At 73.1% G+C, this 22,702-nt stretch carries 20 protein-coding genes and 5 tRNA genes; 8 read left to right on the top strand and 17 right to left on the bottom strand.

Annotation, left to right across the window (positions count from 1 at the left end; all coding sequences use genetic code 11):
• Positions 1–975: 975 nt before the first annotated feature.
• A complete protein-coding gene (locus ABZV34_RS25700; protein ID WP_356281049.1) occupies positions 976–1,533 on the top strand; it encodes a CGNR zinc finger domain-containing protein in 558 nt (185 codons plus the stop codon).
• A gap of 151 nt (positions 1,534–1,684) precedes the next feature.
• Here the strand turns inward: ABZV34_RS25700 and ABZV34_RS25695 are convergent, their stop codons facing one another.
• A complete protein-coding gene (locus ABZV34_RS25695) occupies positions 1,685–1,837 on the bottom strand; it encodes a hypothetical protein (RefSeq protein ID WP_356281046.1) in 153 nt (50 codons plus the stop codon).
• 161 nt (positions 1,838–1,998) lie between these two features.
• The gene (locus ABZV34_RS25690; RefSeq protein ID WP_356281044.1) at positions 1,999–2,445 is read right to left on the bottom strand and encodes a hypothetical protein; all 447 of its coding nucleotides are present in this window, start codon (positions 2,443–2,445) and stop codon (positions 1,999–2,001) included.
• Positions 2,446–2,652: 207 nt separating this feature from the next.
• Between ABZV34_RS25690 and ABZV34_RS25685 the strand changes: the two genes are divergently transcribed.
• Positions 2,653–3,168: a DsbA family protein gene (locus ABZV34_RS25685; protein ID WP_356281041.1), complete on the top strand. Its 516-nt coding sequence runs from the start codon at positions 2,653–2,655 to the stop codon at positions 3,166–3,168.
• Between the two features lie 21 nt (positions 3,169–3,189).
• Here ABZV34_RS25685 and ABZV34_RS25680 read toward each other — a convergent pair whose 3' ends face one another.
• The 3 genes from ABZV34_RS25680 to ABZV34_RS25670 form a co-directional block, all read right to left on the bottom strand.
• Positions 3,190–4,014 (bottom strand): GNAT family N-acetyltransferase, encoded by an 825-nt coding sequence (locus tag ABZV34_RS25680; RefSeq protein WP_356281038.1) that lies wholly within the window; start codon positions 4,012–4,014, stop codon positions 3,190–3,192.
• Positions 4,015–4,143: 129 nt separating this feature from the next.
• Positions 4,144–4,965 carry an aminodeoxychorismate lyase gene (locus ABZV34_RS25675; RefSeq protein ID WP_356281035.1) on the bottom strand — a complete coding sequence of 274 codons (822 nt, stop codon included), beginning with the start codon at positions 4,963–4,965 and terminating at the stop codon, positions 4,144–4,146.
• Entirely contained in the window at positions 4,962–6,005 is a 1,044-nt protein-coding gene (locus tag ABZV34_RS25670) for a chorismate-binding protein (protein ID WP_356281032.1), read from the bottom strand. The genes ABZV34_RS25675 and ABZV34_RS25670 overlap by 4 nt, the downstream gene beginning before the upstream one ends.
• A gap of 156 nt (positions 6,006–6,161) precedes the next feature.
• Here ABZV34_RS25670 and ABZV34_RS25665 point away from each other — a divergent pair.
• From ABZV34_RS25665 to ABZV34_RS25645, 5 genes are all read left to right on the top strand, one after another.
• Positions 6,162–6,234: transfer RNA gene (locus ABZV34_RS25665), tRNA-Gly, on the top strand.
• Positions 6,235–6,274: 40 nt separating this feature from the next.
• Positions 6,275–6,348: transfer RNA gene (locus ABZV34_RS25660), tRNA-Cys, on the top strand.
• A 1-nt stretch (position 6,349) separates the two neighbouring features.
• Positions 6,350–6,421, top strand: a tRNA-Val gene (locus ABZV34_RS25655).
• 37 nt (positions 6,422–6,458) lie between these two features.
• Positions 6,459–6,530: transfer RNA gene (locus ABZV34_RS25650), tRNA-Val, on the top strand.
• Positions 6,531–6,569: 39 nt separating this feature from the next.
• Positions 6,570–6,644, top strand: a tRNA-Val gene (locus tag ABZV34_RS25645).
• Positions 6,645–6,727: 83 nt separating this feature from the next.
• On the opposite strand, the gene ABZV34_RS25640 is transcribed toward ABZV34_RS25645, so the two are convergent.
• The 4 genes from ABZV34_RS25640 to ABZV34_RS25625 form a co-directional block, all read right to left on the bottom strand.
• Positions 6,728–7,033 (bottom strand): zf-TFIIB domain-containing protein, encoded by a 306-nt coding sequence (locus ABZV34_RS25640; protein WP_356281029.1) that lies wholly within the window; start codon positions 7,031–7,033, stop codon positions 6,728–6,730.
• A 74-nt stretch (positions 7,034–7,107) separates the two neighbouring features.
• Positions 7,108–8,046 carry an aminoglycoside phosphotransferase family protein gene (locus ABZV34_RS25635; RefSeq protein ID WP_356281026.1) on the bottom strand — a complete coding sequence of 313 codons (939 nt, stop codon included), beginning with the start codon at positions 8,044–8,046 and terminating at the stop codon, positions 7,108–7,110.
• A 343-nt stretch (positions 8,047–8,389) separates the two neighbouring features.
• Positions 8,390–8,599, bottom strand: a complete 210-nt coding sequence (locus ABZV34_RS25630) for a hypothetical protein (protein ID WP_356281023.1) — start codon at positions 8,597–8,599, stop codon at positions 8,390–8,392.
• Positions 8,600–8,839: 240 nt separating this feature from the next.
• Positions 8,840–9,073 carry a hypothetical protein gene (locus tag ABZV34_RS25625; RefSeq protein WP_356281020.1) on the bottom strand — a complete coding sequence of 78 codons (234 nt, stop codon included), beginning with the start codon at positions 9,071–9,073 and terminating at the stop codon, positions 8,840–8,842.
• A 196-nt stretch (positions 9,074–9,269) separates the two neighbouring features.
• Between ABZV34_RS25625 and ABZV34_RS25620 the strand changes: the two genes are divergently transcribed.
• Positions 9,270–10,607 carry a serine/threonine-protein kinase gene (locus tag ABZV34_RS25620; RefSeq protein WP_356281017.1) on the top strand — a complete coding sequence of 446 codons (1,338 nt, stop codon included), beginning with the start codon at positions 9,270–9,272 and terminating at the stop codon, positions 10,605–10,607.
• 106 nt (positions 10,608–10,713) lie between these two features.
• Here the strand turns inward: ABZV34_RS25620 and ABZV34_RS25615 are convergent, their stop codons facing one another.
• The 8 genes from ABZV34_RS25615 to ABZV34_RS25580 form a co-directional block, all read right to left on the bottom strand.
• Complete coding sequence (locus ABZV34_RS25615) at positions 10,714–11,532, bottom strand: RNA methyltransferase (protein WP_356281014.1); 819 nt, start codon at positions 11,530–11,532, stop codon at positions 10,714–10,716.
• 64 nt (positions 11,533–11,596) lie between these two features.
• Positions 11,597–12,853, bottom strand: coding sequence for a uroporphyrinogen-III C-methyltransferase (gene cobA / locus ABZV34_RS25610; protein WP_356281012.1), 1,257 nt, complete (start codon positions 12,851–12,853; stop codon positions 11,597–11,599).
• 229 nt (positions 12,854–13,082) lie between these two features.
• A complete protein-coding gene (gene cobT / locus ABZV34_RS25605) occupies positions 13,083–16,967 on the bottom strand; it encodes a nicotinate-nucleotide--dimethylbenzimidazole phosphoribosyltransferase (RefSeq protein WP_356281009.1) in 3,885 nt (1,294 codons plus the stop codon).
• A gap of 345 nt (positions 16,968–17,312) precedes the next feature.
• Positions 17,313–18,524 (bottom strand): precorrin-6y C5,15-methyltransferase (decarboxylating) subunit CbiE, encoded by a 1,212-nt coding sequence (gene cbiE, locus ABZV34_RS25600; RefSeq protein ID WP_356281006.1) that lies wholly within the window; start codon positions 18,522–18,524, stop codon positions 17,313–17,315.
• 306 nt (positions 18,525–18,830) lie between these two features.
• Positions 18,831–19,469, bottom strand: a complete 639-nt coding sequence (locus tag ABZV34_RS25595; protein WP_356281004.1) for a GNAT family N-acetyltransferase — start codon at positions 19,467–19,469, stop codon at positions 18,831–18,833.
• Between the two features lie 188 nt (positions 19,470–19,657).
• Positions 19,658–20,491, bottom strand: coding sequence for a MetQ/NlpA family ABC transporter substrate-binding protein (locus ABZV34_RS25590; RefSeq protein ID WP_356281001.1), 834 nt, complete (start codon positions 20,489–20,491; stop codon positions 19,658–19,660).
• Positions 20,492–20,580: 89 nt separating this feature from the next.
• The gene (locus ABZV34_RS25585; protein ID WP_356280999.1) at positions 20,581–21,333 is read right to left on the bottom strand and encodes a methionine ABC transporter permease; all 753 of its coding nucleotides are present in this window, start codon (positions 21,331–21,333) and stop codon (positions 20,581–20,583) included.
• Positions 21,330–22,373, bottom strand: a complete 1,044-nt coding sequence (locus ABZV34_RS25580; RefSeq protein WP_356280996.1) for an ATP-binding cassette domain-containing protein — start codon at positions 22,371–22,373, stop codon at positions 21,330–21,332. Before ABZV34_RS25580 ends, ABZV34_RS25585 begins: the two co-directional genes overlap by 4 nt.
• Positions 22,374–22,702: the final 329 nt, after the last annotated feature.

Below are 22,702 nucleotides of genomic sequence, written 5' to 3'. Positions count from 1 at the left end.
GAGGGCCGGACGTCCTTCCCGAGGTGCCCCGGAGCAATGCCGACCCCACGTCGGCCTCATCTCCCCGCGGCGGCGTTCCGAGGACGGTACCGGTCATCTCCGCCACCACGCGCCCCCAGGACTCCAGGACGCGGTCCGGCCGCCGGCGGCGGACCACACCGGGATGCGAAGTCCCCACGCGTTACGTTGAGTTGGCGACCCGTGTCGCACCGTACACGGTCGTGGCCGGTCAGCTGGGCCGTGCCGTCGCGCGGGACGGTGAGGCGCGTCGTGTCCTCGGCACGGCGCGAGGGGGTGCGGGGCGCGTCGTGGGCGCGGGCCGCCTCCGGGCGGGCCGGGGTCCGGGCCGGGGCGGCCGTGGACGGCGACGTGGTTGTCCGGATCCGGTGCGTACGCGTCGACATACCCGTCCCGGCCGTCCAGCGGCGGCGACACCCTCGGCGGGGCGCGGCGGGCCGGGACGCGCGGACCCGTGGGGGTTGCGGCCGCCGCGCGGAATCGACCGTCACCGAGGGGCGGGCGGCAGGCGGCCGACGGAGCGAGGGGTGGGGGGGGCCGGGCCCCGGGGGCCCGCGGCGGCGGGGGGGGGGCCCCCCCCCCCCCGGCCGGGGCGGGCGGGGGGGCGCCCCCCCCCCCCCGCCCCCCCCCCCCGCCCCCGCCCCCGCCCCCGCCCGCCCCCCCGGCGCCGGTGCGTGCAGCGCCCCACACCCTGGGTCCCGCGACGGTGACGAGGGGTGACACGAGACCGAAGGCGACGCGGATCGAGGCAGCACGGCTCGACGGGAGGGCGCACCGTCAGCACCCGACAGCGTCCGTCCGGCTCCTCCGCCCCTTCCGCGCCATGCGGCACGGTCACGCAGCGCACACGCCCATCCCGGGCCGACGGGGCCGTCCCCGCTCCCCCGCCGCCGGGAAGCACTACCATCGGCCAGCATCGGCGGGCGGCCGCCCGACCCTCAGGCCAGGGAGCGAAACGTGCTGATCACCCACGACACCCGGTGCGCCCTCGACACCGTGGTGGATCTGGTGAACACCGCGCCGGAGGACGACACGGCGGACGGACTCGCGGATGTCCCGTCCCTCGCCGATTTCGTACGAAACCACGAAATCAGTGACGTCGGTGTGCTGTCGGAGCGGGATCTCGCGGCCGTACACGGGGTCCGCGGCCGGTTCGCCGGGGTCTTCGCCGCCGACGAGCCGCGGATCGCCGCCGGGCTCATCAACGAGCTGGTCGCCGCCGCGGGCACCACGCCCCGTCTCACCGACCACGACGGCTACGACTGGCACGTGCACTACTTCGCACCCGGCGCCTCGGTCGCCGACCACCTCGCGGCCGACTGCGGGATGGCGCTGGCGTTCTTCGTGGTCGCCGGGGAACAGGACCGGCTGCGCCGGTGCGAGGCACCGGACTGCCGGCGGGCCTTCGTGGATCTCTCGCGCAACCGCTCGCGCCGCTACTGCGACAGCCGGACGTGCGGAAACCGCCTCCACGTGGCCGCGTACCGGGCACGCCGCAAGGAAGCCGCGGGCTGAGGGGTCCGCCGGGGGTTCCGGTCACGAACGGAGCGCCGCGTGACGGACCCACGCCTGACGGACCGGCCTGTGACGGACTGATGCGGGACGGACTGGACGGCGGCGGGCTACGGAGCCCTCGGCGGGTGACGCCAGGGGCTCCGTGTACGGCTCAGAGCAGCAGCAGGTCGTGCAGCGAAGCCATGAGCAGGAGACAGCCGATCACCGCCAGGAAGATCATCAGCGGTGGCTGGGAAAGTGCGAAGAGACAACCCCGCCGCTCCTCGGACGGCGGGGCGGGGTCGCTCTGTGTTGTGTCCAGCATCTCGCGGCGATGATGACGCAGCCACCACCCGCTTCGCGATCAACACGCCCGGGATGACAGCGAGTTCGCCAATATCCTCAATATCCGCGATGAGCAGGAACGAACGTGATCGTTTCCGCGACCCGCGTGATCCGCCGTGTCGCTTCAGACCGCGCGCGGCGTCATATGCCGTGCTTCTTCAGGATGGCCTCGATGTCGCTGAAGTCGTCCCCGGCGCCGGAGGCCCGGGGACTCGTCGCGGGGCGCGCGGCCGGGCGGGAGCCCTGGCTCAGCGAGGGCGCCGAGGCGGTGGGGGCCACCGCCTCACGCCGGGCGGCCCTGGCGGCCGCCTTGCGTTCCTTGCGTGTTCCGCCGCCGCGACGCTCCACGGCCTGCACTGTCATGAACAGCAGCCAGGCCGCGGCGAGCACGGCGAATCCCGCCCACGCGGTCGGGCTGAACGCGGTGTCGGCCAGCCAGCCGACGACCCCGGTCATCACCAGTCCGACCGGCACCAGCGCGTAGGCGGCGATGCGGGCGGCGGCGAGGAAACGCTTGCGGTAGGCCGTGACCGCGGCGATGCCCAGGCCGGCGGCGGAGACGGCGGAACAGACGGTCTCGGCAATCATCCGGTCCTCCAGGGCAGGCCTCGACGGGGCGGGGGCGGTTCGTCCCTTCCATCCTGCACCGCCCCACGCCCGATATGCCATGCTCCGGGCATACCTCAGGGACATCTCCGGGTCGGGGTCCTCCCCAGGTCCCGGTCCGCAGGTCACCGGGCCGCGCGCCCTCGGTCCCGTGTGGGCCGGCGGACCCGGGACTGGGAGACTGGGGGCATGAACGACTCCTCCGCACGCACCACCGCCGTCCTGGACGTCTGGTGCGAACTCCAGTGCCCCGACTGCCGCGACGCCCTCGACGACCTGCGCGCGCTGCGCGCCCGCTACGGCGACCGGCTGGAGCTGCGGCTGCGGCACTTCCCGCTGGAGAAGCACCGGCACGCCTTCGCCGCCGCGCAGGCCGCCGAGGAGGCCGCGGAGCAGGGCCGGTCCTGGGAGTACGTCGAGGCGGTGCTCGGCCGTGTCGAGGAGCTGGACCGCGGGGGCGAGCCCTTCCTGATCGAGATCGCCCGTGAACTCGGCCTGGACGCCGAGGAGTTCGACACCGCCCTGATCGACGGGCGGCACATCCTGATCGTCGACGCCGACCAGGCCGAGGGCAAGGCCATCGGGGTGACCGGCACCCCGACGTACGTCATCGGCGGCGAACGGCTCGACGGCGGCAAGAGCCGGCAGGGCCTGCGCGAGCGCGTCGAGGAGATCGCCGACCGGCTGCTGGCCGAGAACGCGTAGCGCCTTCGGAGCGGGTGTGCCTCAGAGCAGGTTCTTGTAGAGGTGGTACGAGCTCGTCGTGTAGCCGAGCGACTCGTAGAGCTTCTCGGCCGGGGTGTTGCCCGCGAACACGTTCAGGCCGATGCGGTCCCGCCCGCCGGTGACCGCCTGGGCCTCGGCGAGCAGCATCAGGGTGCGCCCGTGACCGCGGCCCCGGTGCGCCGCGTCGGCCTCGACGTCGAGCACGTACGCCGTGTCGGGCCACAGCCCCACCCACAGGGTGCCGACCGGGGTTCCGTCCTGCTCCAGGACGCTGATCAGCGTGTTCTCGCTGGCCAGGCCGTCCGGCATGAACCTGGCGTGCCCCTGGTCGGTCTTGGAGTACGCCTCCGCCTCCGGCACGCCCCACTCGATCAGCGCGCGGGCGAAGGCCTCGCGCTCGGCGGCCAGCCAGGGCACGTACTCGGCCTCGGTCATGGGCCGCGCGACGCTCCCGGCGGGCAGTCCGGGCGGCGGCCCGTCCAGGCGCTTGGTCATGTTGCGGTTGCTGAGGACGTATCCGAGCGTCGTGGCGAGCCGGAGCGCGGCCTCCGCGTCCCCGGGCACCGAGGTCTCGACGCGTCGGCAGCCCCAGCCGCGCGCCACCTCCTCGGCCGCGAGCGCGGCCACCGTGCCCCGGCCCCGTCCGCGGTCCGGCTCGTCGATGCCCAGCTCCCCGATCACCCCCACGGTGGGCCCGTACTCGGGATGGGTGGAGAGCTGGACGCCGCCCACGGGGCGGCTGTTCACGCACACCTGGTAGTGGCGGGACAGCGCCCCGCCGGCTCCGCGCTGAAGCGACTCGGTCGGCCGCAGGGTAGTGGTCATCAGGGGTGTTCTACCCGCCCCGCGGTCCCTCGTCATCCCGATTTACGACCGCCGCCTGACCGTTCACCGCCGACGACGGACCGGGACCGGGGCTCCGGGCCGTGGCGCGGGTGGTCGGGCCCGGCCGTCCTACGGATCGAGGTCGTGTCCGGCCCGCTCGTCGAAGATCCGCATCGCCTTGGCCGTCACCGGTCCTGGCGCGCCCGGGAGTTCGCGCCCGTCGGCCCGGTGCACGCCCTGCACGTCCCGCAGGGTGGAGGTCAGGAAGATCTCGTCGGCGCGCTCCAGGACGTCCAGCGGCAGGTCGGACTCCCTGGCGCCGGTCCACTCGACGGCGAGCGCGCGGGTGATGCCGGCGAGGCAGCCGGAGGCCACCGGCGGGGTGTGGATCTCGCCGTCGAGCACGACGAAGACGTTCGACCCCGTGCCCTCGCACAGCTGCCCGACCGTGTTGGCGAACAGCGCCTCGGACGCGCCCTGTTCGCGCGCGCGGGCCAGCGCGACCACGTTCTCGGCGTACGAGGTGGTCTTGAGGCCGGTGAGGGCGCCGCGCTCGTTACGGGTCCACGGCACGGTGATCACGGCGGTGGAGTCGGGGCGCCGCGCGGACTCGCCCAGGGCGACGACCAGGGTCGGACCCCGGTCGCCGCGGTCCGAGCCGAGCGGGCCGTGACCGCCGGTGTACGTGATGCGCAGGCGGCCGAGCGGCATCGGGGCGGCGTCCAGGACGGCCGCGCAGGCGCGGCGCACCTCGTCGCGATCGGGGTCGGGCAGCCCGAGGCCGCGCGCGGAGCGGGCCAGCCGGTCGAGGTGCCGGGTCAGCGCGAACGGCCGCCCCTCCACCGCCTTCACGGTCTCGAAGATGCCGTCGCCCACGGTCAGTCCGTGGTCGAAGACGGAGACACGGGCGGACTCGCTGTCCTGCAGCCCGCCGTCGAGCCAGATCTTCACGTCAGGATCCCTTCACTCACCTCGAATGCTCCCGACGCTACAGCGAGCAGTCGGGACGCCTTCAGCTCGGTCTCGCGCCATTCGCCCTCGGGGTCGGAGCCCCAGGTGATGCCCGCCCCGGTGCCGAACCGTAGGACGCCCTCCTCCCGGTCGGCCCAGAAGGTGCGGATGCCGACGGCGAGTTCCCCGGTGCCGCGGTCCGCGTCGACCCAGCCGATGCCCCCGCAGTAGGGGCCGCGTGGGGCGGTCTCCAGCGCGTCGATGATGTGCAGGGCACTGGCCTTGGGGGCGCCGGTGACCGAGCCGGGCGGGAAGGCGGCGGCGAGGAGTTCGGGCCAGCCGGCGTCCTCGCGCAGCTCGCCGCGGACGGTGGAGACGAGGTGGACGAGCCCGGGATGCTTCTCGACGGCGCACAGGTCGGGCACGGTCACGCTGCCGGTGGCACAGACCCGGCCGAGGTCGTTGCGGACCAGGTCGACGATCATCACGTTCTCGGCGTAGTCCTTCTCCAGCAGGTCGGCCTCGGTGCGACCGGTGCCCTTGATGGGGCCGGACTCGACCGTGCGGCCGGTGCGGCGCAGGAAGAGTTCGGGTGAGGCGGTGGCGATCTCGACGCCCCGCCGGGGCAGCCGGACGGTTCCGGCGTACGGGGCGGGGTTGCCGCGGGCCAGCAGTGCGGTCAGGGCGTCCAGGTCGGCGTCGGGGGCGAGCGGCGCGGACAGGACGCGGCAGAGGTTGGCCTGGTAGACCTCGCCGGCGGCTATGTGGTCGCGGATGCGGCGGACACCCCGCGTGTACGCGGCGCGGTCGAGCGACGACGTCCAGTCACCGGCGGCCGGACCGCGCCACAGCCCGGGCACGGGAGCGGGCACGGGTTCGCGCCGTACGTCGGCGAAACGGGCGCAGACCAGACGCCCCTCGAAGTCCGCCGAGACGGCCCAGAAGCCGGTGGAGTCCAGGGCCGCGGGGTCGTCGGTGACATCGAGGAGACCGGTCGCGACGAGGTCACCGAAGCGGGCGAGAGGAGGCAGGTCGAGCACGCAGTCGAGTCTAGGGCGGGTGACCTGCGGGTGCCCTGACCGTGTCCTCGGGTGGACAGACCGCAGCACGCTGCGCAAACGCGTTTTTGTACTGGCCCGGGAATCCGCTAGAGTTCAACACGTCGCCGGGACGCGTGAGCCGACCGGAAACGACAAGCGGACGTAGCTCAGTTGGTAGAGCGCAACCTTGCCAAGGTTGAGGTCGCCAGTTCGAACCTGGTCGTCCGCTCGCAGGACAGTGGGGGATCCACCCGAACCCCCGCACTCCTGGTGGAGTGGCCGAGAGGCGAGGCAACGGCCTGCAAAGCCGTCTACACGGGTTCAAATCCCGTCTCCACCTCCAAGGACGATTAGCTCAGCGGGAGAGCGCTTCCCTGACACGGAAGAGGTCACTGGTTCAATCCCAGTATCGTCCACTGGATCGCCCCGCACTGGTGTGCGAGATCCGAACCCGCGCGATTAGCTCAGCGGGAGAGCGCTTCCCTGACACGGAAGAGGTCACTGGTTCAATCCCAGTATCGCGCACGCAGTACGCCGCGGATCCTGTATTTTGAGGTCCGTCCCGCGCGATTAGCTCAGCGGGAGAGCGCTTCCCTGACACGGAAGAGGTCACTGGTTCAATCCCAGTATCGCGCACCAGCCAGAAGCCCCCGGCCGTCTCGTACGGTCGGGGGCTTCGTCGTGTGCGCCACGCCCGGCCGGGGACACCCCGGCCGGCACGTTCACGACGAGAAGAGCATGTGCCCGAAGCTCTTGTGACGGTGGTGGCCGCCGTGGCCGCCGCCGTAGTGACCGCCGCCGTGGCCACCGCCGTGCGGGGCGCCCCAGGCGGGCGCGGGAGCGGACGGGTACGCCTGCGGGGCGGCCGGGGGCGGCGGCGCGGGCTGCGACCACTGCGACTCCACGCGGGTCAGCGCCTCCAGCTCGCCGTAGTCGAGAAAGATCCCGCGGCAGCCGCTGCACTGCTCGATCTGGACACCGTTGCGGTTGTACGTGTGCATCGGCGCATGGCACTTCGGACACTGCATGCTCGGCTCAACTCCTCGCCGGTCGGTACTGCTTCCGCCAGGACAGACACTGCCCGGCATCGATCGGTTGCACCCTACGTCGTCGGACCAGGTCCCAACTGCGGCGGGACGGCTCCCATTCGGGCGCAGGCGTCGATCACGGCCTGCTGCACCTCGTCCAACGGGCGGTCCGCGGCGACGGACTTGGCGATCGCCAGAGCCGCGGTCTGCACCGTGAGGGCGCGGGCCGCCACGTCCAGGGCGGGCCAGGGGTCGCCGTCCGCGGGGACCGCCGGGCCTGCCGCGCCCCGGTAGGCGGTCAGGAAGCGGGTCCAGTCGTCGGGCGGGAGAAGGCCGCAGGCGTACCAGGCAGCCGGTCGGGCCAGATCCCAGGCCGGGACGCCCGCACCGAGGTCGTCCACGTCGATGAGGAGCCAGCGGCCGCCGGGCGCCGGGTGGCGGACGAGCTGGCCGAGGTGCAGGTCTCCGTGACACAGGATGTCCGGGCCGGGCATGGCCGCCTCGGCGCGGGCCCAGGCCGGGAGGCCCTCCCAGGCGCGCAGGACCGGAGCGGTGGCCGGGTGCGGACCCGCCGCCCTGAGCCGCGCGATCGCCCGGGCCGCCTTGACGGGGCCCCGCATGGGCGGCAGACCGGCCGGAGCGGGGGTGCGGTGGAGACGGGCGAGCAGGATCGCGGCCGCCTCCCAGGGGGCCTCCTCGGGGGCCTCGGGGTCGACGGGGGCCCCGTACGGCCAGAAGGTGACCGGCCGCCCGTGGAGGTCGGCGGGCTCCGGGCGGAGCGGGGCGAGGAGGATGCCGGCCAGGGCGGGGTGCGCGGCGACCGCGAGGCGGCGGGAGAGGCCGGCGGGATCCGTGGCGGACGCGTGGGCCTTGGCCACGGTGTCTCCGTGGCGTACGACGGTGCCGTCGGGCCGGTCGGCGAGGACACTGTCCCGGTGCGCGCAGGCGCCGGTCGTGGGGTGGGCCGCGCTCCGCGCCCCGGCGGTCAGGGCGGGCAGCACATCTGCGGTCACGGGTCCCCCTGGGTGCGTTCGGTACCGGGCGAGCGTACGCAGCGGGGCGCGCCGCGAGGAATCCCGCGTCCCTCGGTCCCCGGCCCCCTCGTCCGACCCCGGCGCCCGATGTCAGGTTCCCCGGGCCGCCAAGGCGGCCGACGGCGGGGCGGGAGCGGCACGGGTTCGGGGTCGCCGGAACACGGGAACACCGGATCACCGGACCCGTCGGGCCAAAAAACAATGCCCGCGCAGCTCCCCAGCTGCGCGGGCATCTTTTTGCCGTCCGCCGCACCCCCGTCCCCACGGGGTTTCATGGCCGGATGTCCCCGCCCGGACCGCTCATCCGGGCCTGGGGCGCCGCTCAGCGCCCCAGCATCACGCCCACGGACGACGCTTGTGTGACCACTGCCTCCCAGCCGCCGAAGACGACCACGAGCAGGGCCGCCAGAGGAAGGACCATCGCTGTCGCCACCAAGGGGTGGCGCTGACCCTGACGACGCGGGCGGAACGCGGCGCTGTATGCCCTGCGTCCCTGCGTGCGGATCGCCGTCCGCGGTGCCGTGTGGGCCATGGTCCCTCTCCTGACCGAGCATCTGTGTGGTTGGCAGCGGCGGGTGTCTGACCTCGGGGGACGAGTGCTGCACCCGCCGCTTGACCTCAAATCTATGGGCGCGGCGGCACCGGGTCGTCATGCCCTCGTACCGATTGCCGGGCCTCCCGGAGGATGAGCGATGACCTGCTGTGTACTCCCCTGGGTGGAGACGAGGACCTAGGTCTCAGGGTCTTCCCGGAGGGGGCGGCCGGCGCGCCCCTACTGTTCCGAACGGTCCTCCCTGGGCACCGGCTGCTCGACCAGCGCCAGCACTCGCGTCGCCATGAAGCGCGCGGTGCGCACGACTGATCCGTTTCGGGTGACTTCGCTCACTTCCACGACACCTCGGCGTACCGCTGTCTCCACCCTGCGGCCCGCCCTGCTCGCCACCACCTCGTACGTTCGCGTCGTGTCCCCGGCATCAACGACTATCTCCACGCGATCACCCTTCACAGGCCCAATCCCCCTTCTGCGACGGATGGTTGGGATCACAGCCGGCCCAAGGCCGCGCTGTTCGCAGCTTCCCTGACCACCTCTCAAGTTTCCCACCCGGCACTGACAATCGGTCGGGCCGCGAGGGCGCGGCCTCTGCGCGCTCCCGGCCGCGGAAACGTAAGCTGTGGCTCGTCAAACGGACCGGGCAGCGGGGATGGACATGGCGATGATGCGCCTGAGGCGCGAGGACCCGCGTGTCGTCGGCTCGTTCAGGCTTCACAGACGGCTCGGCGCGGGTGGGATGGGCGTGGTCTACCTGGGCTCCGACCGCCGTGGGCAGCGGGTCGCGCTCAAGGTGATCCGGCCGGATCTGGCGGAGGATCAGGAGTTCCGGTCACGGTTCGCGCGCGAGGTCTCGGCGGCACGGCGGATCAGGGGCGGCTGCACGGCCCGGCTCGTCGCCGCCGATCTCGACGCGGAGCGGCCCTGGTTCGCCACGCAGTACGTGCCGGGGCCCTCGCTGCACGACAAGGTCGCCGAGGAGGGCCCGATGGCGGCCGCCGACGTGGCCGCCGTGGGCGCCGCGCTCTCCGAGGGGCTCGTGGCGGTGCACGAGGCGGGGGTCGTCCACCGCGACCTGAAGCCGTCCAACATCCTGCTGTCCCCGAAGGGGCCGCGGATCATCGACTTCGGCATCGCCTGGGCGACCGGGGCCTCCACCCTCACCCATGTGGGTACGGCCGTCGGCTCGCCCGGCTTCCTGGCGCCCGAGCAGGTGCGCGGCGCCGCCGTCACCCCGGCCACGGACGTCTTCGCGCTGGGAGCCACCCTGGCGTACGCGGCGACCTCCGACTCGCCCTTCGGACACGGCAGTTCCGAAGTGATGCTCTATCGAGTGGTGCACGAGGAACCGCAGCTGCACGGTGTGCCCGACGCACTGGCTCCGCTCGTCCGGGCCTGTCTCGCCAAGGACCCCGAGGAGCGTCCCAGCACGCTCCAACTGTCCCTGCGGCTCAAGGAGATCGCAGCTCGCGAGGCACAGGGCATGACGGACGTCCGGCCGCCCGCGCAGCGCAACGACCCCGACCGGCCCACGGGGCGCCTCGCCGAGCAGTACGCCGAGCAGCCCACCCAGCGCCGCCCACAGGGCACTCCCCCGCCGCGCACCGGCGGAACGAACGGCGGCGGCTCCCGGCCGGTGCCGTCGGGTTCGCGCCCCGCGCCCTCCCGGAACACCGGGCGCTCCGGCAGCCGGCCCGCGCCCCGCAGCGGCACCGGGCGACAGGGGCCGCGGACCACCGGGACCGGGCGCCGGCCCGCCAACCCGCGGCTGCTGCGGCAGCGGCTGTTCGTGTTCGTCGTGGTGACGCTGCTCGTCGCCCTGGGCATCGCGGTGGCGCAGGGCTGCCAGGGTCCGGCGCGAGGACTCGACGACGGGGACGGGCGCCAGGTCGTACGAGTCCTCGGGCAGGAGCGTCCGCTGTCCCGGCCCGCGCCCATAAGGGACACCGGGAGCGCGCGGCACGGGGGCGTCAGCGGGACGGACGGCTAGCCCGAAGCACGAGGCCGCACGGAGATCCGGGCGTCCGGGCGACGTCCGCGCGTCCGGGACGGAGACCGGAACGGCTCACGCCCTCCCGCGACCGGACAACGGCCGGTCAGACGCCGGGGCGCCCCGTCGCCACCGCGTAGAACGCGACCGCGGCCGCCGCACCCACGTTGAGGGAGTCGACGCCGCGCGCCATCGGGATGCGGACCCATTCGTCCGCCGCCATCAGGGCCTTCGTGGACAGGCCGTCGCCCTCCGCGCCGAGCATCAGCGCGACCCGTTCCATCCGGTGCGGGGCCGCCTCGTCGAGGGACCGCGCCTTCTCGTCCGGGGTGAGGGCGAGCAGCGTGAAGCCGGCCTCACGGACCGACTCCAGGCCCCTGGGCCAACTGTCGAGGCGCGCGTACGGGACGGAGAAGACCGCGCCCATGGAGACCTTCACGGAGCGGCGGTAGAGCGGGTCGGCGCAGTCCGGGGAGAGCAGGACCGCGTCCATGCCGAGGGCGGCGGCGGAGCGGAAGATCGCGCCGATGTTGGTGTGGTCGTTGACGGACTCCATGACGACCACCCGGCGGGCGGACCCCAGGAGTTCGTCCGCCGTCGGCAACGGTTTGCGCTGCATGGAGGCGAGCGCGCCGCGGTGCACGTGGTAACCGGTGACCTGCTCGGCGAGCTCCGGGCTGACCGCGTAGACCGGTGCCGGCAGTTCGTCGATGACATCGCGCATGACGTCGACCCACTTGGCGGACAGGAGCATGGAGCGCATCTCGTAGCCGGCGTCCTTGGCGCGTCTGATGACCTTCTCGCCCTCGGCGATGAACAGGCCTTCGGCGGGTTCGCGCTTGCGGCGCAGTTCCACGTCGGTCAGGCCCGTGTAGTCGCGCAGACGCGGGTCGTCGGGGTTCTCGACGGTGATGAGATCGGCCACAGGGTGATACTGCCTTGTCCTGGGTGCGGTGCCAACGGCTGGGAAGGGGTCGGGTTACCCCGGGTTACTCGGATACGTCCGGAGCCGGCCGTACCGGTTGTCCGGGGCCCACGTTCACGACCTCGCCGACGACGATCACCGCGGGCGGCTTCACGTCCCGCGCGACGACGGTCTCGGCGACCGTCGCCAGGGTCGCGTCGACCCGGCGCTGCGCGGCGGTCGTGCCCTCCTGGACCAGGGCGACGGGGGTGTCGGCCGGCTTGCCGTGGGCCATCAGGGTCTCGGCGATCCGGCCGATCTTGTCGACGCCCATCAGGACGACGAGCGTGCCGCGCAGGGCGGCGAGGGCCGGCCAGTCGACGAGGGAGCGTGCGTCGCCGGGGGCGACGTGCCCGCTCACCACGGTGAACTCGTGTGCGACACCCCGGTGGGTGACCGGGATACCGGCCGCACCGGGCACCGAGATCGAACTGGAGATACCGGGGACCACGGTGCAGGCGATGCCCGCCTCCGCGAGCGCCTGGGCCTCCTCCATGCCACGGCCGAAGACGAAGGGGTCGCCGCCCTTGAGACGGACGACGGACTTGCCCTGTCTCGCGTGCTCGATCAGCGCGTTGTTGATCGCCTCCTGGGCCATGTACCGGCCGTACGGGATCTTCGCCGCGTCGATGACCTCGACGTGCGGCGGGAGTTCGGCCAGCAGGTCGCGCGGGCCGAGGCGGTCGGCGATGACCACGTCGGCCTCGGCGAGCAGTCGGCGGCCGCGGACCGTGATCAGGTCCGGGTCGCCGGGGCCGCCTCCGACCAGGGCGACCCCCGGGGCACGGGTGCGGTGGTGCGGTGCCACCAGAGTGCCGTCGCGGAGTCCCTCGACCACCGCGTCGCGGATCGCCGCCGTGTGCCGGGGGTCGCGGCCCCGCGCGTCCGTCGTGAGGACCGCGACCGTCACACCCTCGCTGTGCCCCGTCGCCGGGGTCCAGGCCGTCGCCGCGTCGGCGTCGTCGGAGCGGACGCACCAGACGCGGTGCCGCTCGGCCTCGGCGGAGGCCGCCGCGCTCGCCCGGGGGTCGCTGGTGGCGATCAGGGCATACCAGGCACCGGCGAGGTCGCCGTCCTCGTAGGGACGCCTGGTCCAGGTGATCTCGCCCGCGTCCGCCATCGCCTCGACGGAGGGGGTCGCCTCCGGTGACACGAGGTGGATGTCCGCGCCCGCGGCGATGAGCGCGGGGAGGCGGCGCTGGGCCACCTGGCCGCCGCCGAGGACGACCACGCGGCGGCCGGTGAGGCGGAGGCCTACGGGGTAGGCGGGGTGTTCGGCCATGGCGGTGCGGCTCCTCGTGCGGACGGTGCGGGGGGCGCGCCGCGGCTGTGGAGCGGCCCTGACGTGGGGATTTTAGGCGCCGGCCCGGTGAACGGGCCAAGTGGGGGTCTCTTCCCTGACCCGCTTCCTCCCGAAACCGGGGCTGTGCCCCGGCCCGGCGTGCGGGCGGGTTCGCGGTGGTGGGCAGGTGCTCCGCACGGCGGAGCACCTGCCCACCACGCCCGGCCGGCTACTTCTCGGTGACCCCCGCGGAATCAAACGTGGCCACCTCGTGCATGGCGCGCGCCGCGCTCTGCACCACGGGCAGGGCCAGCAGGGCGCCGGTGCCCTCGCCGAGGCGGAGGTCGAGGTCGATCAGGGGGCGCAGTCCCAGCTTGTTCAGGGCCGCCACATGGCCCGGCTCGGCGCTGCGGTGGCCCGCGATGCAGGCCGCGAGCACCTCGGGGGCGATGGCGCGGGCCACCAGGGCCGCCGCGCCGGCGCTGACGCCGTCCAGGATCACCGGCGTACGGAGGGAGGCACCGCCCAGCAGCAGGCCGACCATGGCCGCGTGTTCGAGGCCGCCGATGGCCGCGAGGACGCCGATGGGGTCGGCCGGGTCGGGCTGGTGGAGTTCGACGGCGCGCCGCACGACCTCGGTCTTGCGGGCCAGGGTCTCGTCGTTGATGCCGGTGCCCCGGCCCGTCACCTCGGACGGGTCGGCACCGGTGAAGACCGAGATCAGGGCGGCGGACGCGGTGGTGTTGGCGATGCCCATCTCACCGGTCAGCAGTGCCTTGTTGCCGGCCGCCACCAGGTCGCGGGCCGTCTCGATGCCCACCTCGATCGCCGCGGTGACCTCCTCGCGGGTCATCGCGGGACCGGTGGTCATGTCGGCGGTGCCCGCGCGGACCTTGCGCGGCAAAAGCCCCGGTGTCGCGGGGAGGTCGGAGGCGACGCCCACGTCGACGACACAGACCTCCGCGCCGACCTGGTTGGCGAACGCGTTGCAGACCGCGCCGCCGCCCAGGAAGTTGGCCACCATCTGGGCGGTGACCTCCTGCGGCCACGGGGTGACGCCTTGGGCGTGGACACCGTGGTCGCCCGCGAAGATCGCGACAGCGGCGGGCTCCGGGATCGGCGGCGGGCACATCCGGGACAGACCCGACAACTGGGCCGAGATGATCTCCAGCATGCCGAGCGCGCCCGCGGGCTTGGTCATCCGCTTCTGCCGCTCCCAGGCCTCGCCGAGCGCCTTGGCGTCCAGCGGGCGGATGTTGGAGACGGTCTCGGCGAGCAGGTCGTGCGGCTCCTCGCCGGGCAGCGCGCGCCGGCCGTACGTCTCCTCGTGCACGACCCAGGACAGCGGACGGCGCTTGGACCAGCCCGCCTGCATGAGCTCGGGCTCCTCGGGGAACTCGTCGACGTAGCCGACGCAGAGATACGCCACGACGTCCAGGTGTTCGGGCAGGCCGAGGGCGCGGACCATCTCGCGCTCGTCGAAGAAGCTGACCCAGCCGACACCGAGGCCCTCGGCGCGCGCCGCGAGCCACAGGTTCTGGACGGCGAGCGCGGACGAGTACGGGGCCATCTGCGGCTGGGTGTGCCGCCCCAGGGTGTGGCGGCCGCCGCGGGTCGGGTCGGCGGTGACGACGATGTTCACCGGGGTGTCGAGGATCGCCTCGATCTTCAGTTCCTTGAACTGCTTGGCACGGCCCTTGGGCAGCGACTTGGCGTACGCCTCCCGCTGGCGGGCCGCCAGTTCGTGCATCGTGCGGCGGGTCTCGGCGGAACGGATGACGACGAAGTCCCAGGGCTGGGAGTGGCCCACGGACGGCGCGGTGTGCGCGGCCTCCAGGACCCGCAGCAGGACGTCGTGCGGGATCGGGTCGTTGCGGAAGCCGTTGCGGATGTCGCGGCGCTCGCGCATCACGCGCAGGACCGCCTCGCGTTCGGCGTCGTCGTAGCCGGGGGCCGCCGGGCCGGTGGACTCTCGTACGTCTTCCACTGCGGCCGTGCTCTCTTCCTGGTCGGCGACCTGGGTGTCCAGGTCCTCCGCTTGCTGTGCGACGACGGGGTCCGCGTCGAGCGGCTCCGGTACGGGGGGCGCCTCGGCCTCGCGGGGTGCGGGCACCGGGGCGGCGTACTCCTCCTGGTGGGCGGGAGTCTCCGTGGTCCGTCCGGGCGCGGTCTCCGGCGGGCCGGCGAAGACCGGGGCCTGCTCGTGGGCGGGCTCCTCGGCCGGGAGCCACTCCTGCGTGGGCAGCGGCGGCACGGTCATGGCGTGCGGCGGGGTCGGGGCGAGGTGCGGGGTCGTCGGCACCTGTCCGTCGACGGGCACGAAACGGCCGAGCGAGTCGTCCGCCGAGGGTTCCGCGGAAACGTTCCGGAAGCCGGCCTCGTCACGCGCCTCGCGCTGGAGTTCCTCGCTCTGGAGGTCCTCGCCGTGGAGGTCCTCGTCGTGCGACGGGCGCGCCGCGTGGGACGGCTCGTCGTGCGGCTGGTTCGCGGGCGGGTGCGACGCGTCGCCGTGTGCGGCGACGCCGACCGGGGCGCCGGCGGCGGCCTCGGCGAACGCGGCGTGCGCCTCGGCGGAGGGCGCGAACTGGGCGGCCTGGACCGGGAAGGCTCCGGCGCCGGGCACCGCCCGGCCGTACGAGTCGTCCGCGGCCGGTGTCCGCGCCTCGGCGGACTCGGGCATCAGGGAGGGCACCTGGGGGTGCGGGCCGGATGCGGGCTGCGCGGCCTCCGCGAATCCGCCCTCCGCGCCGCCCGCTCGGCCACCTGCCGCGACGTGCGCGAACCGGTCCGCCGACTCCGGGATGCGGACACCGGCGTCGACGAACCGGACGGCGCGGTCCGGGAACCGCGCCGCCTGCTCCGCCGCGTGGGCGGCCTGCTCGACGAAGGGGACGGCTCGGCCCGCGAAGTGCACGCCCTGATCGGTGAGGTGGCCCGCCGGGTCGGCGAGGTGGACGGACGGGTCACCGGCGTCCGGGTGAGCCGCCTGGTCCTGGTGGGCGGCCCCGGCCTGGGCGAGCAGGTCCCGCGCGGCCTCGTCCCGGACGGACTGGAACGCCTGCTCGGGTGTCAGGCCCCCTTCGTCCACGGGAACCCCCGCGGGGGTTGCGGCGTACCCCGCCGCGTGGGCGCCGGGCACCTGCTCGGCGGCGACGTCGTCCGCCGCCGGCTCCGTGCGCGAAACATCGCCGACCGCCGTGAAGGAATCGGCGTCGGGGGCCGCGGGGACCCGGGGGTCCGGCGTGTGGGTGGCCTCGGGGCCCCGCGCGGCCTCCGCACGCGCCGACGAGAGGTGCTCCTGCGCGGGCTCGGCCGTGCGGTCGGCCTCCGGTGCCGCGGGCGTGTGGGCGAGAGCCGCGTCCGCGTCCGCCGCGTCGACGGCGAGGGGGGACGCGAGTCCCGCGTGCCCGGCCTCTTCGACGGCCCGGTACGCCAAGGGGGACCCTGGGGTCTCCAACGCTTCGTCGTGCGCCGGCGCCGCCCCGAACGCCGTCTCCGGTCCGGCGGCGAAGCCGGCCTCGGAGTCCTGCCCCGCGGCCGGGACGACCGTTTCTTCAGCCGTCGGCCCGGGACCCGCGGGCGGCGCCCCCCAGGGCACCGCGCCCTGCGGCGGGATCTCGGAGAGCTGCGGCACGTCGAGGTATTCGGGACCCAGCGTCGCGGGACCGGCGTGCCGGACCACGCTCGCCGGGTGCGTCGCGTGGGCGGGGGTGGCGAGCGGTGCGGAGGCGGGTCCGCGGTCGGCGAGCGAGCGCACCGGTCCCGCGGAGACGTCCGGGGTCGGCGGGCCGAGGTGCAGGGGACGGCGCGGCGCGACCGGCTGCGCGGCGGGTACGGGGCCGGCTCCGCGGACGGCGCTGAGGTCGACCGCACCGCTGTCCCGGCCCGCGGTCTCGTGCGGACCCGGTTCGTGGAGGGGCTGGGGGGCCGGCGGGCCCACCTCGTTGCCCCAGGCGCCCTGGGCACCCGGCATGAGGAGCAGGTCGTCGTCGTCGGCGTGGTTCTCGGAGGGGTCGAGGAAGGTGTACGCGTCCGGGGCGGGGGCGCCCGGCTGCTCCACCATGCCTGCGTTCTCCGGCAGTCCCTCGCCCGGGACCTGGCCGGTGTCGGTCATGCGTACCCCTCGCCCATCGGTTAGTGCTTCCAAGTCCTGCTCGCCCGGAACGGCGCACCGACCGCCCCACAGTGAAGAACGAGCGTGCGTGCCCAGCGGCACGAACGACCGGCCAACAAAGACGACAAAGCCATTAACTGGCATTGTCCCGGTCGTCCGACCCTCGCGACAGCTTGATCCGCGACGGCCCGCTGTGGACTGCGCCACGTTGCGCGTCCTCCGGTTCTGCCGTACCACACTCGCCTCAAAACGGGCGCGTTTTCCGGACATTGACCCACGAAAGGCCGATCGTCCGGGCGCGGTACAACGATCGGCCAGCCTACCGCGCGCGGTACGACAACAGGATCACGGGTTGCGGTCGGGAAGTCGGCCCGTGAGCAGGAACGCGACGCTCCGCTCCGTCTCCGTCCAGGCCCTCGTGTCGAGTTCGACGGACTGGATGAGGGCACACGCGACCTGGTAGCCGTGCTCGGTGAGGTCGCGGCCGACGAGTTCGGCCGCGTCACGGGTCGCCGCGTGCGTCACGATGCGCTGCGGACGGCGGTCGGCGACCGCGGAGACGACCTCCGCGCCCCCGCCGCCCACCCGCACGACGTCGGGTTCGGGGAGGTTCTCCAGGACGTGCGGGGCGTCGCCGTGCACGATCTGCATCTGCACGCCGTAGCGGCGGGCGGAGTCATCGGTGCGGGTACAGGCCACCAGGTCGCGGTCCACCGCGATGACGGCGGCGCCTGTGCGGGCGGCCTCGGTGGCGAAGGCGCCGCTGCCGGACCCGATGTCCCACACCAGGTCACCCGGGCGCGGGCCCAGGCGGGCGAGTTGCGCCGCGCGCAGCAGATCCGTTTCGCCTTCTCCGAGCGCGCCGCCGTACGCCTCGGCGGGCAGCGCCCAGCCGCGCGGTTCGGTGGCCGGGTCGCGTCCGGCGATCCAGCCGCCGTCCTCGGCCGCGGCCACGAAGCCGCCGATGACGATGACGACGTTGGGGTCGCGCCAGGTGTGGTCGGCGGCCTTGTCGGAGGTGAGGATCGTGACCCGCTCGCGCGCGGTGCCGAGTTCCTCGCAGATGACGAAGGTGCGGTGGACGCCTTCGAGGAGCAGGCCGAGTTCGGCGGGGCCCGCACCGGGCGAGGTGAGGACGGCCACCTTGGTATGGGCTCGACATACATTCACCGCGCGTCGCAGCGAGCGGCGGTGTGCGACGACCACATGTGCGTCGTCCCAGGGCATTCCGGCGCGGGCGAAGGCGGCGGCGACCGAGGAGACAGCGGGCACGACCTCGACCTCGAGGCCGAACTCGGGAGCGCGCAGGGTGCGGACGACGCCGAAGAAGCCGGGGTCCCCGTCGGCGAGGACGACGGCGCTGCCGCGGTGGCCCGCGATGCGGCGGGCGGCGAGGGCGACGCTGCCGAGCCGGATGCGTTCGGCGCCCCCGGGCACCTCGGGGAGCGTCAGATGGTGTGCGGCTCCGGCCACCAGGGTGGCCGCGCCGAGGGCGGAGCGCGCCGCCTCGGTCAGGGGGGAGCCGTCCCAGCCGATCACCGTGACGCGGTCGGCCATCGTCGTCAGTCTCCAGAGGGTCTTCGCAGGTCGTCGGGGGGCAGCCCATGAATGGGCTCCGTGAGGGTACCTGGCGTCGCCGGACGGGGCCGCGCGCGGGTCCCACCAGGTGCGAGAGCGGTTCCGCCGGGCCTCAGCGGTGGCGTCGGGCGTGAGCGGTGCCGAGGGGCGTGCGCGGTTGTCGGGGTCCGGCCGCGGGTGCCCCCGGGTTCCGGGTCCGGATCGCCCTGGTGCCCGGCTCCGTGTTCGGTCCCGTGCCCGGCTCCGTGTTCCGTCCCGTGCCCGGCTCCGTGTTCCGTCCCGGGTTCAGTTCCAGTCGGAGAACGACGTGAAACCGCTGGAGTCGGCGAGTTGGTCGCCGACGCCTTCGAGGTCCTCCGGGAGGAGGCTCCAGACGATGAAGTCGGTGCGGTGGTCGACCCAGCGGCCGTCCTCGGTGCGGCTGTGCGCTATGCACGCGTTGCGCAGCACGCCCTCGCTGATGCAGCCGATCTTCTGGGCGACCTGCTGGGAGGCGGTGTTGTCGGCCGCCGTGCGCAGCTCGATGCGCTCGAACTTCTGCTCACGGAACAGCCATCGGGCGGTGACGAGCGACGCCTCGGAGGCGTAGCCCTCGCCGCGGGCCCAGGGGGCGATGACGTAGGAGAGTTCGGTGGAGCGGATGTGCCAGTTCGTCTTGCCGAGCTGGATGACGCCGACCAGCCGCTGGGTGAGGAACTCGGTGACGGCGAGGTCGAGGCCGCGGCCCGCGTGGCGTTCCGCGGGCGCGTACTCACCGATCCAGGTGCGGGCGGCCTCCTCGGTGAAGGGCCGGGGCACGTCGGTCCAGGCCGCGACCTGCTCGTCGTTCATCATTTCGGCCAGGGCGGGGACGTCGTCCTCGTCGAGCGCGCGCAGGACCAACCGCTCCGTGCTGATGGAGATGTCGGGGAAGGTGCTAGTCATGCGCAGCTCCGTAACCGTCGGGGACTTGGGGCCGTCGGAACCTGCGGGCCCGCTGAACTGCCCAGCATGCAGCATGAAAGCACTCAGCCGCACCACGGGGTCCTCCCCCAACTGCCCGAAGGGGAACAGGGAAGGACCGCCGGATGCGGATGTGGGCCCCGTGCGGCGGCACGGACCGTCGGAACGGATCAGAACGAGGGGATGACCGAGCCGGCGTACTTGTCCTCGATGAACTTCTTGACCTCGGGCGAGGTGAGGAGCTCGGCGAGCTTCTTCACCCGCGGGTCGTCCTCGTTGCCCTTCTTGACGGCGAGGAAGTTGCCGTACGGGTTGTTCGTCGCCGACTCCAGGACGAGGGCGTCCTTGGCGGGCTTGAGACCGGCGGATATGGCGTAGTTGCCGTTGACGACCGCGGCGTCCACGTCGTCCAGGGAGCGCGGGGTCTGGGCCGCCTCGACCTCCTTGAACTTGAGGTTCTTCGGGTTCTTGGAGATGTCCCGCGGGGTCGCCTCGTTGCCCACGCCGTCCTTGAGGGTGATGAGCCCCTTGGAGGCGAGCAGCTTCAGGGCGCGCGCCTCGTTGACGGCGTCGTTCGGGACCGCGACGGTCGCACCGCTCTTGAGGGCGTCGGCGCTCTTCACCTTGTGGGAGTACAGGCCGAGCGGCTCCAGGTGCACGGTGACGACGGGCACGATGTGGGTGCCGCGCTTCTTGTTGAAGTCGTCCAGGTACGGCTGGTTCTGGAAGTAGTTGGCATCCACCGAGCCGTCCTCGGTCGCCGTGTTCGGGACGATGTAGTCCTGGAACTCCTTGACCTCCAGGTCGAGGCCCACCTTCTTCGCCAGGTTCTTCTTGACGAAGTCGAGGATCTCGGCGTGCGGGGTCGGGCTCGCGGCGACGATCAGCGGGCCGCTCGTGTCGGAGGCGGAGGCGGAGTCCTTGTCCGAGCCGCAGGCGGAGAGACCGAGGGTGAGGGCTCCGGCGGCGAGGACGGCGGTGGTGATCTTGGCAGTGTTACGCACGAAAAGTGCCTTTCCTGAGGGGTGGAGCGTCCCCGTGTTCGGGTGGGACGGGGAAGACCGCTGGGGGTGAGGTATGCGGGCGGCCCGGCTCAGACGGCCTTGCCGACGTCGGCGGTGGCGGCCTCCGCGGTCGTGGGCGTCCCGGCCTTGAGCAGCCGGAGCCTCGGCGCGGCGCCGGAGTGGCCGCCGCGTCGGTGCAGGCGGCGGGCGGCGTGGTCGCCGGCGAACTGGATGACGGAGATGACCACGGCGAGGATCGCCACGGTGATCCACATCAGCCCGGTCTCGAAACGCTGGTAGCCGTAGCGGATGGCGATGTCGCCGAGGCCTCCGGCGCCGACGGTGCCCGCCATCGCCGAGTAGCCGATGAGGGCGACGACGGTGGTGGTCGCCGAGGAGATCAGCGAGGGCAGCGACTCCGGTACGAGCACCCTGCGCACGACGGTCCAGGTGTTGCCGCCCATCGACTGCACGGCCTCGACGAGCCCGCCGTCCACTTCGCGGACGGCCGTCTCGACGAGCCGCGCGAAGAAGGGGATCGCGCCGATGGCGAGCGGCACGATCGCCGCCTCGCGACCGATCGTCGTTCCCGTGATGGTGCGCGTGAAGTTCATCAGCGCGACCATCAGGATGATGAACGGCATCGAGCGGGCGATGTTCACGACCTGTCCGATGACCTTGTTCGCGGAGAGGTTCTGCAGGAGTCCGCCGCGGTCGGTGAGGACGAGCAGGATGCCGAGCGGCAGACCCCCGACGACGGCGATCAGCGTGGACCAGCCGACCATGTAGAGGGTGTCCCAACACGCCTGGGACAGCAGCGGCTGCATCTCCGACCAGGTCACTTGGCACCGTCCTTCGCGAGTGCGGGCTCCTGGCCCTGGATGTCGATCTGCAGGCCCTGCTCGCGCAGGAATCCGATCGGCACGACGTTCTCGTCGTAACGGCCGGGCAGTTCGATGCGCATCCGGCCGACCTGCTTGCCGCCGACGGTGTCCATCGCGGCGCCGAGGATCGAGATGTCGATGTTGTAGGTGCGGGAGAGCTGCGAGATGACGGGCTGTGTCGCGGCCTCTCCGTGGAAGGTGACGTCGATGACCGTGCGGTCGTCACCGGAGGCGTCGCCACTGACCGGGAAGAGCGCGGAGGCCAGCTCGGAGCCGGGGGTCGCGAGCAGTTCGCCGACCGTGCCCGACTCGACGATGCGGCCGTTCTCCATGAGCGCGGCCGAGTCGCAGACGGTCTTGACGACGTCCATCTCGTGGGTGATGAGCAGGACGGTCAGACCCAGTTGCCGGTTCAGGTCGCGGATCAGCTGGAGGATGGAGCGGGTGGTCTCGGGGTCGAGGGCGCTGGTGGCCTCGTCGGAGAGCAGCACCTTGGGGTCGCCGGCCAGGGCACGGGCGATGCCGACGCGCTGCTTCTGGCCGCCGGAGAGCTGTGCGGGGTAGGCCTTCGCCTTGTCGGACAGGCCGACCAGGTCGAGCAGACCCAGCGCCTTGGTGGAACGTTCCTTCCCCGAGATGCCGAGGATTTCGAGCGGCAGCTCGACGTTCTCCTGCACGGTGCGCGAGGACAGCAGGTTGAAGTGCTGGAAGACCATGCCGATACGGCTGCGCGCCTGGCGGAGCTCCTTGCCGGCGCGCGGACCGCGTCCGACGAGCGCGGTGAGGTCCTGTCCGGCGACGGTGACCGTGCCGGCGGTAGGACGCTCCAGGAGGTTGACGCAGCGGATGAGCGAGGACTTCCCGGCGCCGGACTGGCCGATGACGCCGTACACCTCGCCTTCGCGGACATGCAGATCGACGCCGTCGAGGGCGGTCACTTCACGGCCGCGCGAGCGGTGAGCCCGATAGATTTTCGTGAGGCCCGTTGTCGTGATCACTGGGGATTCCGTCACTGTCGAGTGCGGGGCGTGGGTGTGCGCCGGCACGGGTGCATTCGGTCTTGAACGCGGCACGGTTCTCGCGATGGCGAGGGCGAGGGAACCGGGGGGAACCCGGAGGAGAACGTGTGCGCGGGGCAGCCCCTGTCGCGTACGCGGTACGGACTCAGGGCGCGGTGGTCCCGCTTCGGGGCGCGGGATCAGGCGGTGGTGCGGGGGCCCTCTAGAAGGCGCACATTCGACACATACAGCGAGCACCGGGCGTCATGGTCGCCTCGGTCGCAAGGGTGCGGCTGCTCGTCGTGGTCATGGAGTGAAGTAAAGCAGAC

It is taken from the genome of Streptomyces sp. NPDC005195 (assembly GCF_040608315.1).
Taxonomy (GTDB): domain Bacteria; phylum Actinomycetota; class Actinomycetes; order Streptomycetales; family Streptomycetaceae; genus Streptomyces; species Streptomyces kaempferi.
Note: the sequence above shows the minus strand (reverse complement) of the source record. Positions and strands in the feature narration are given on the sequence as shown.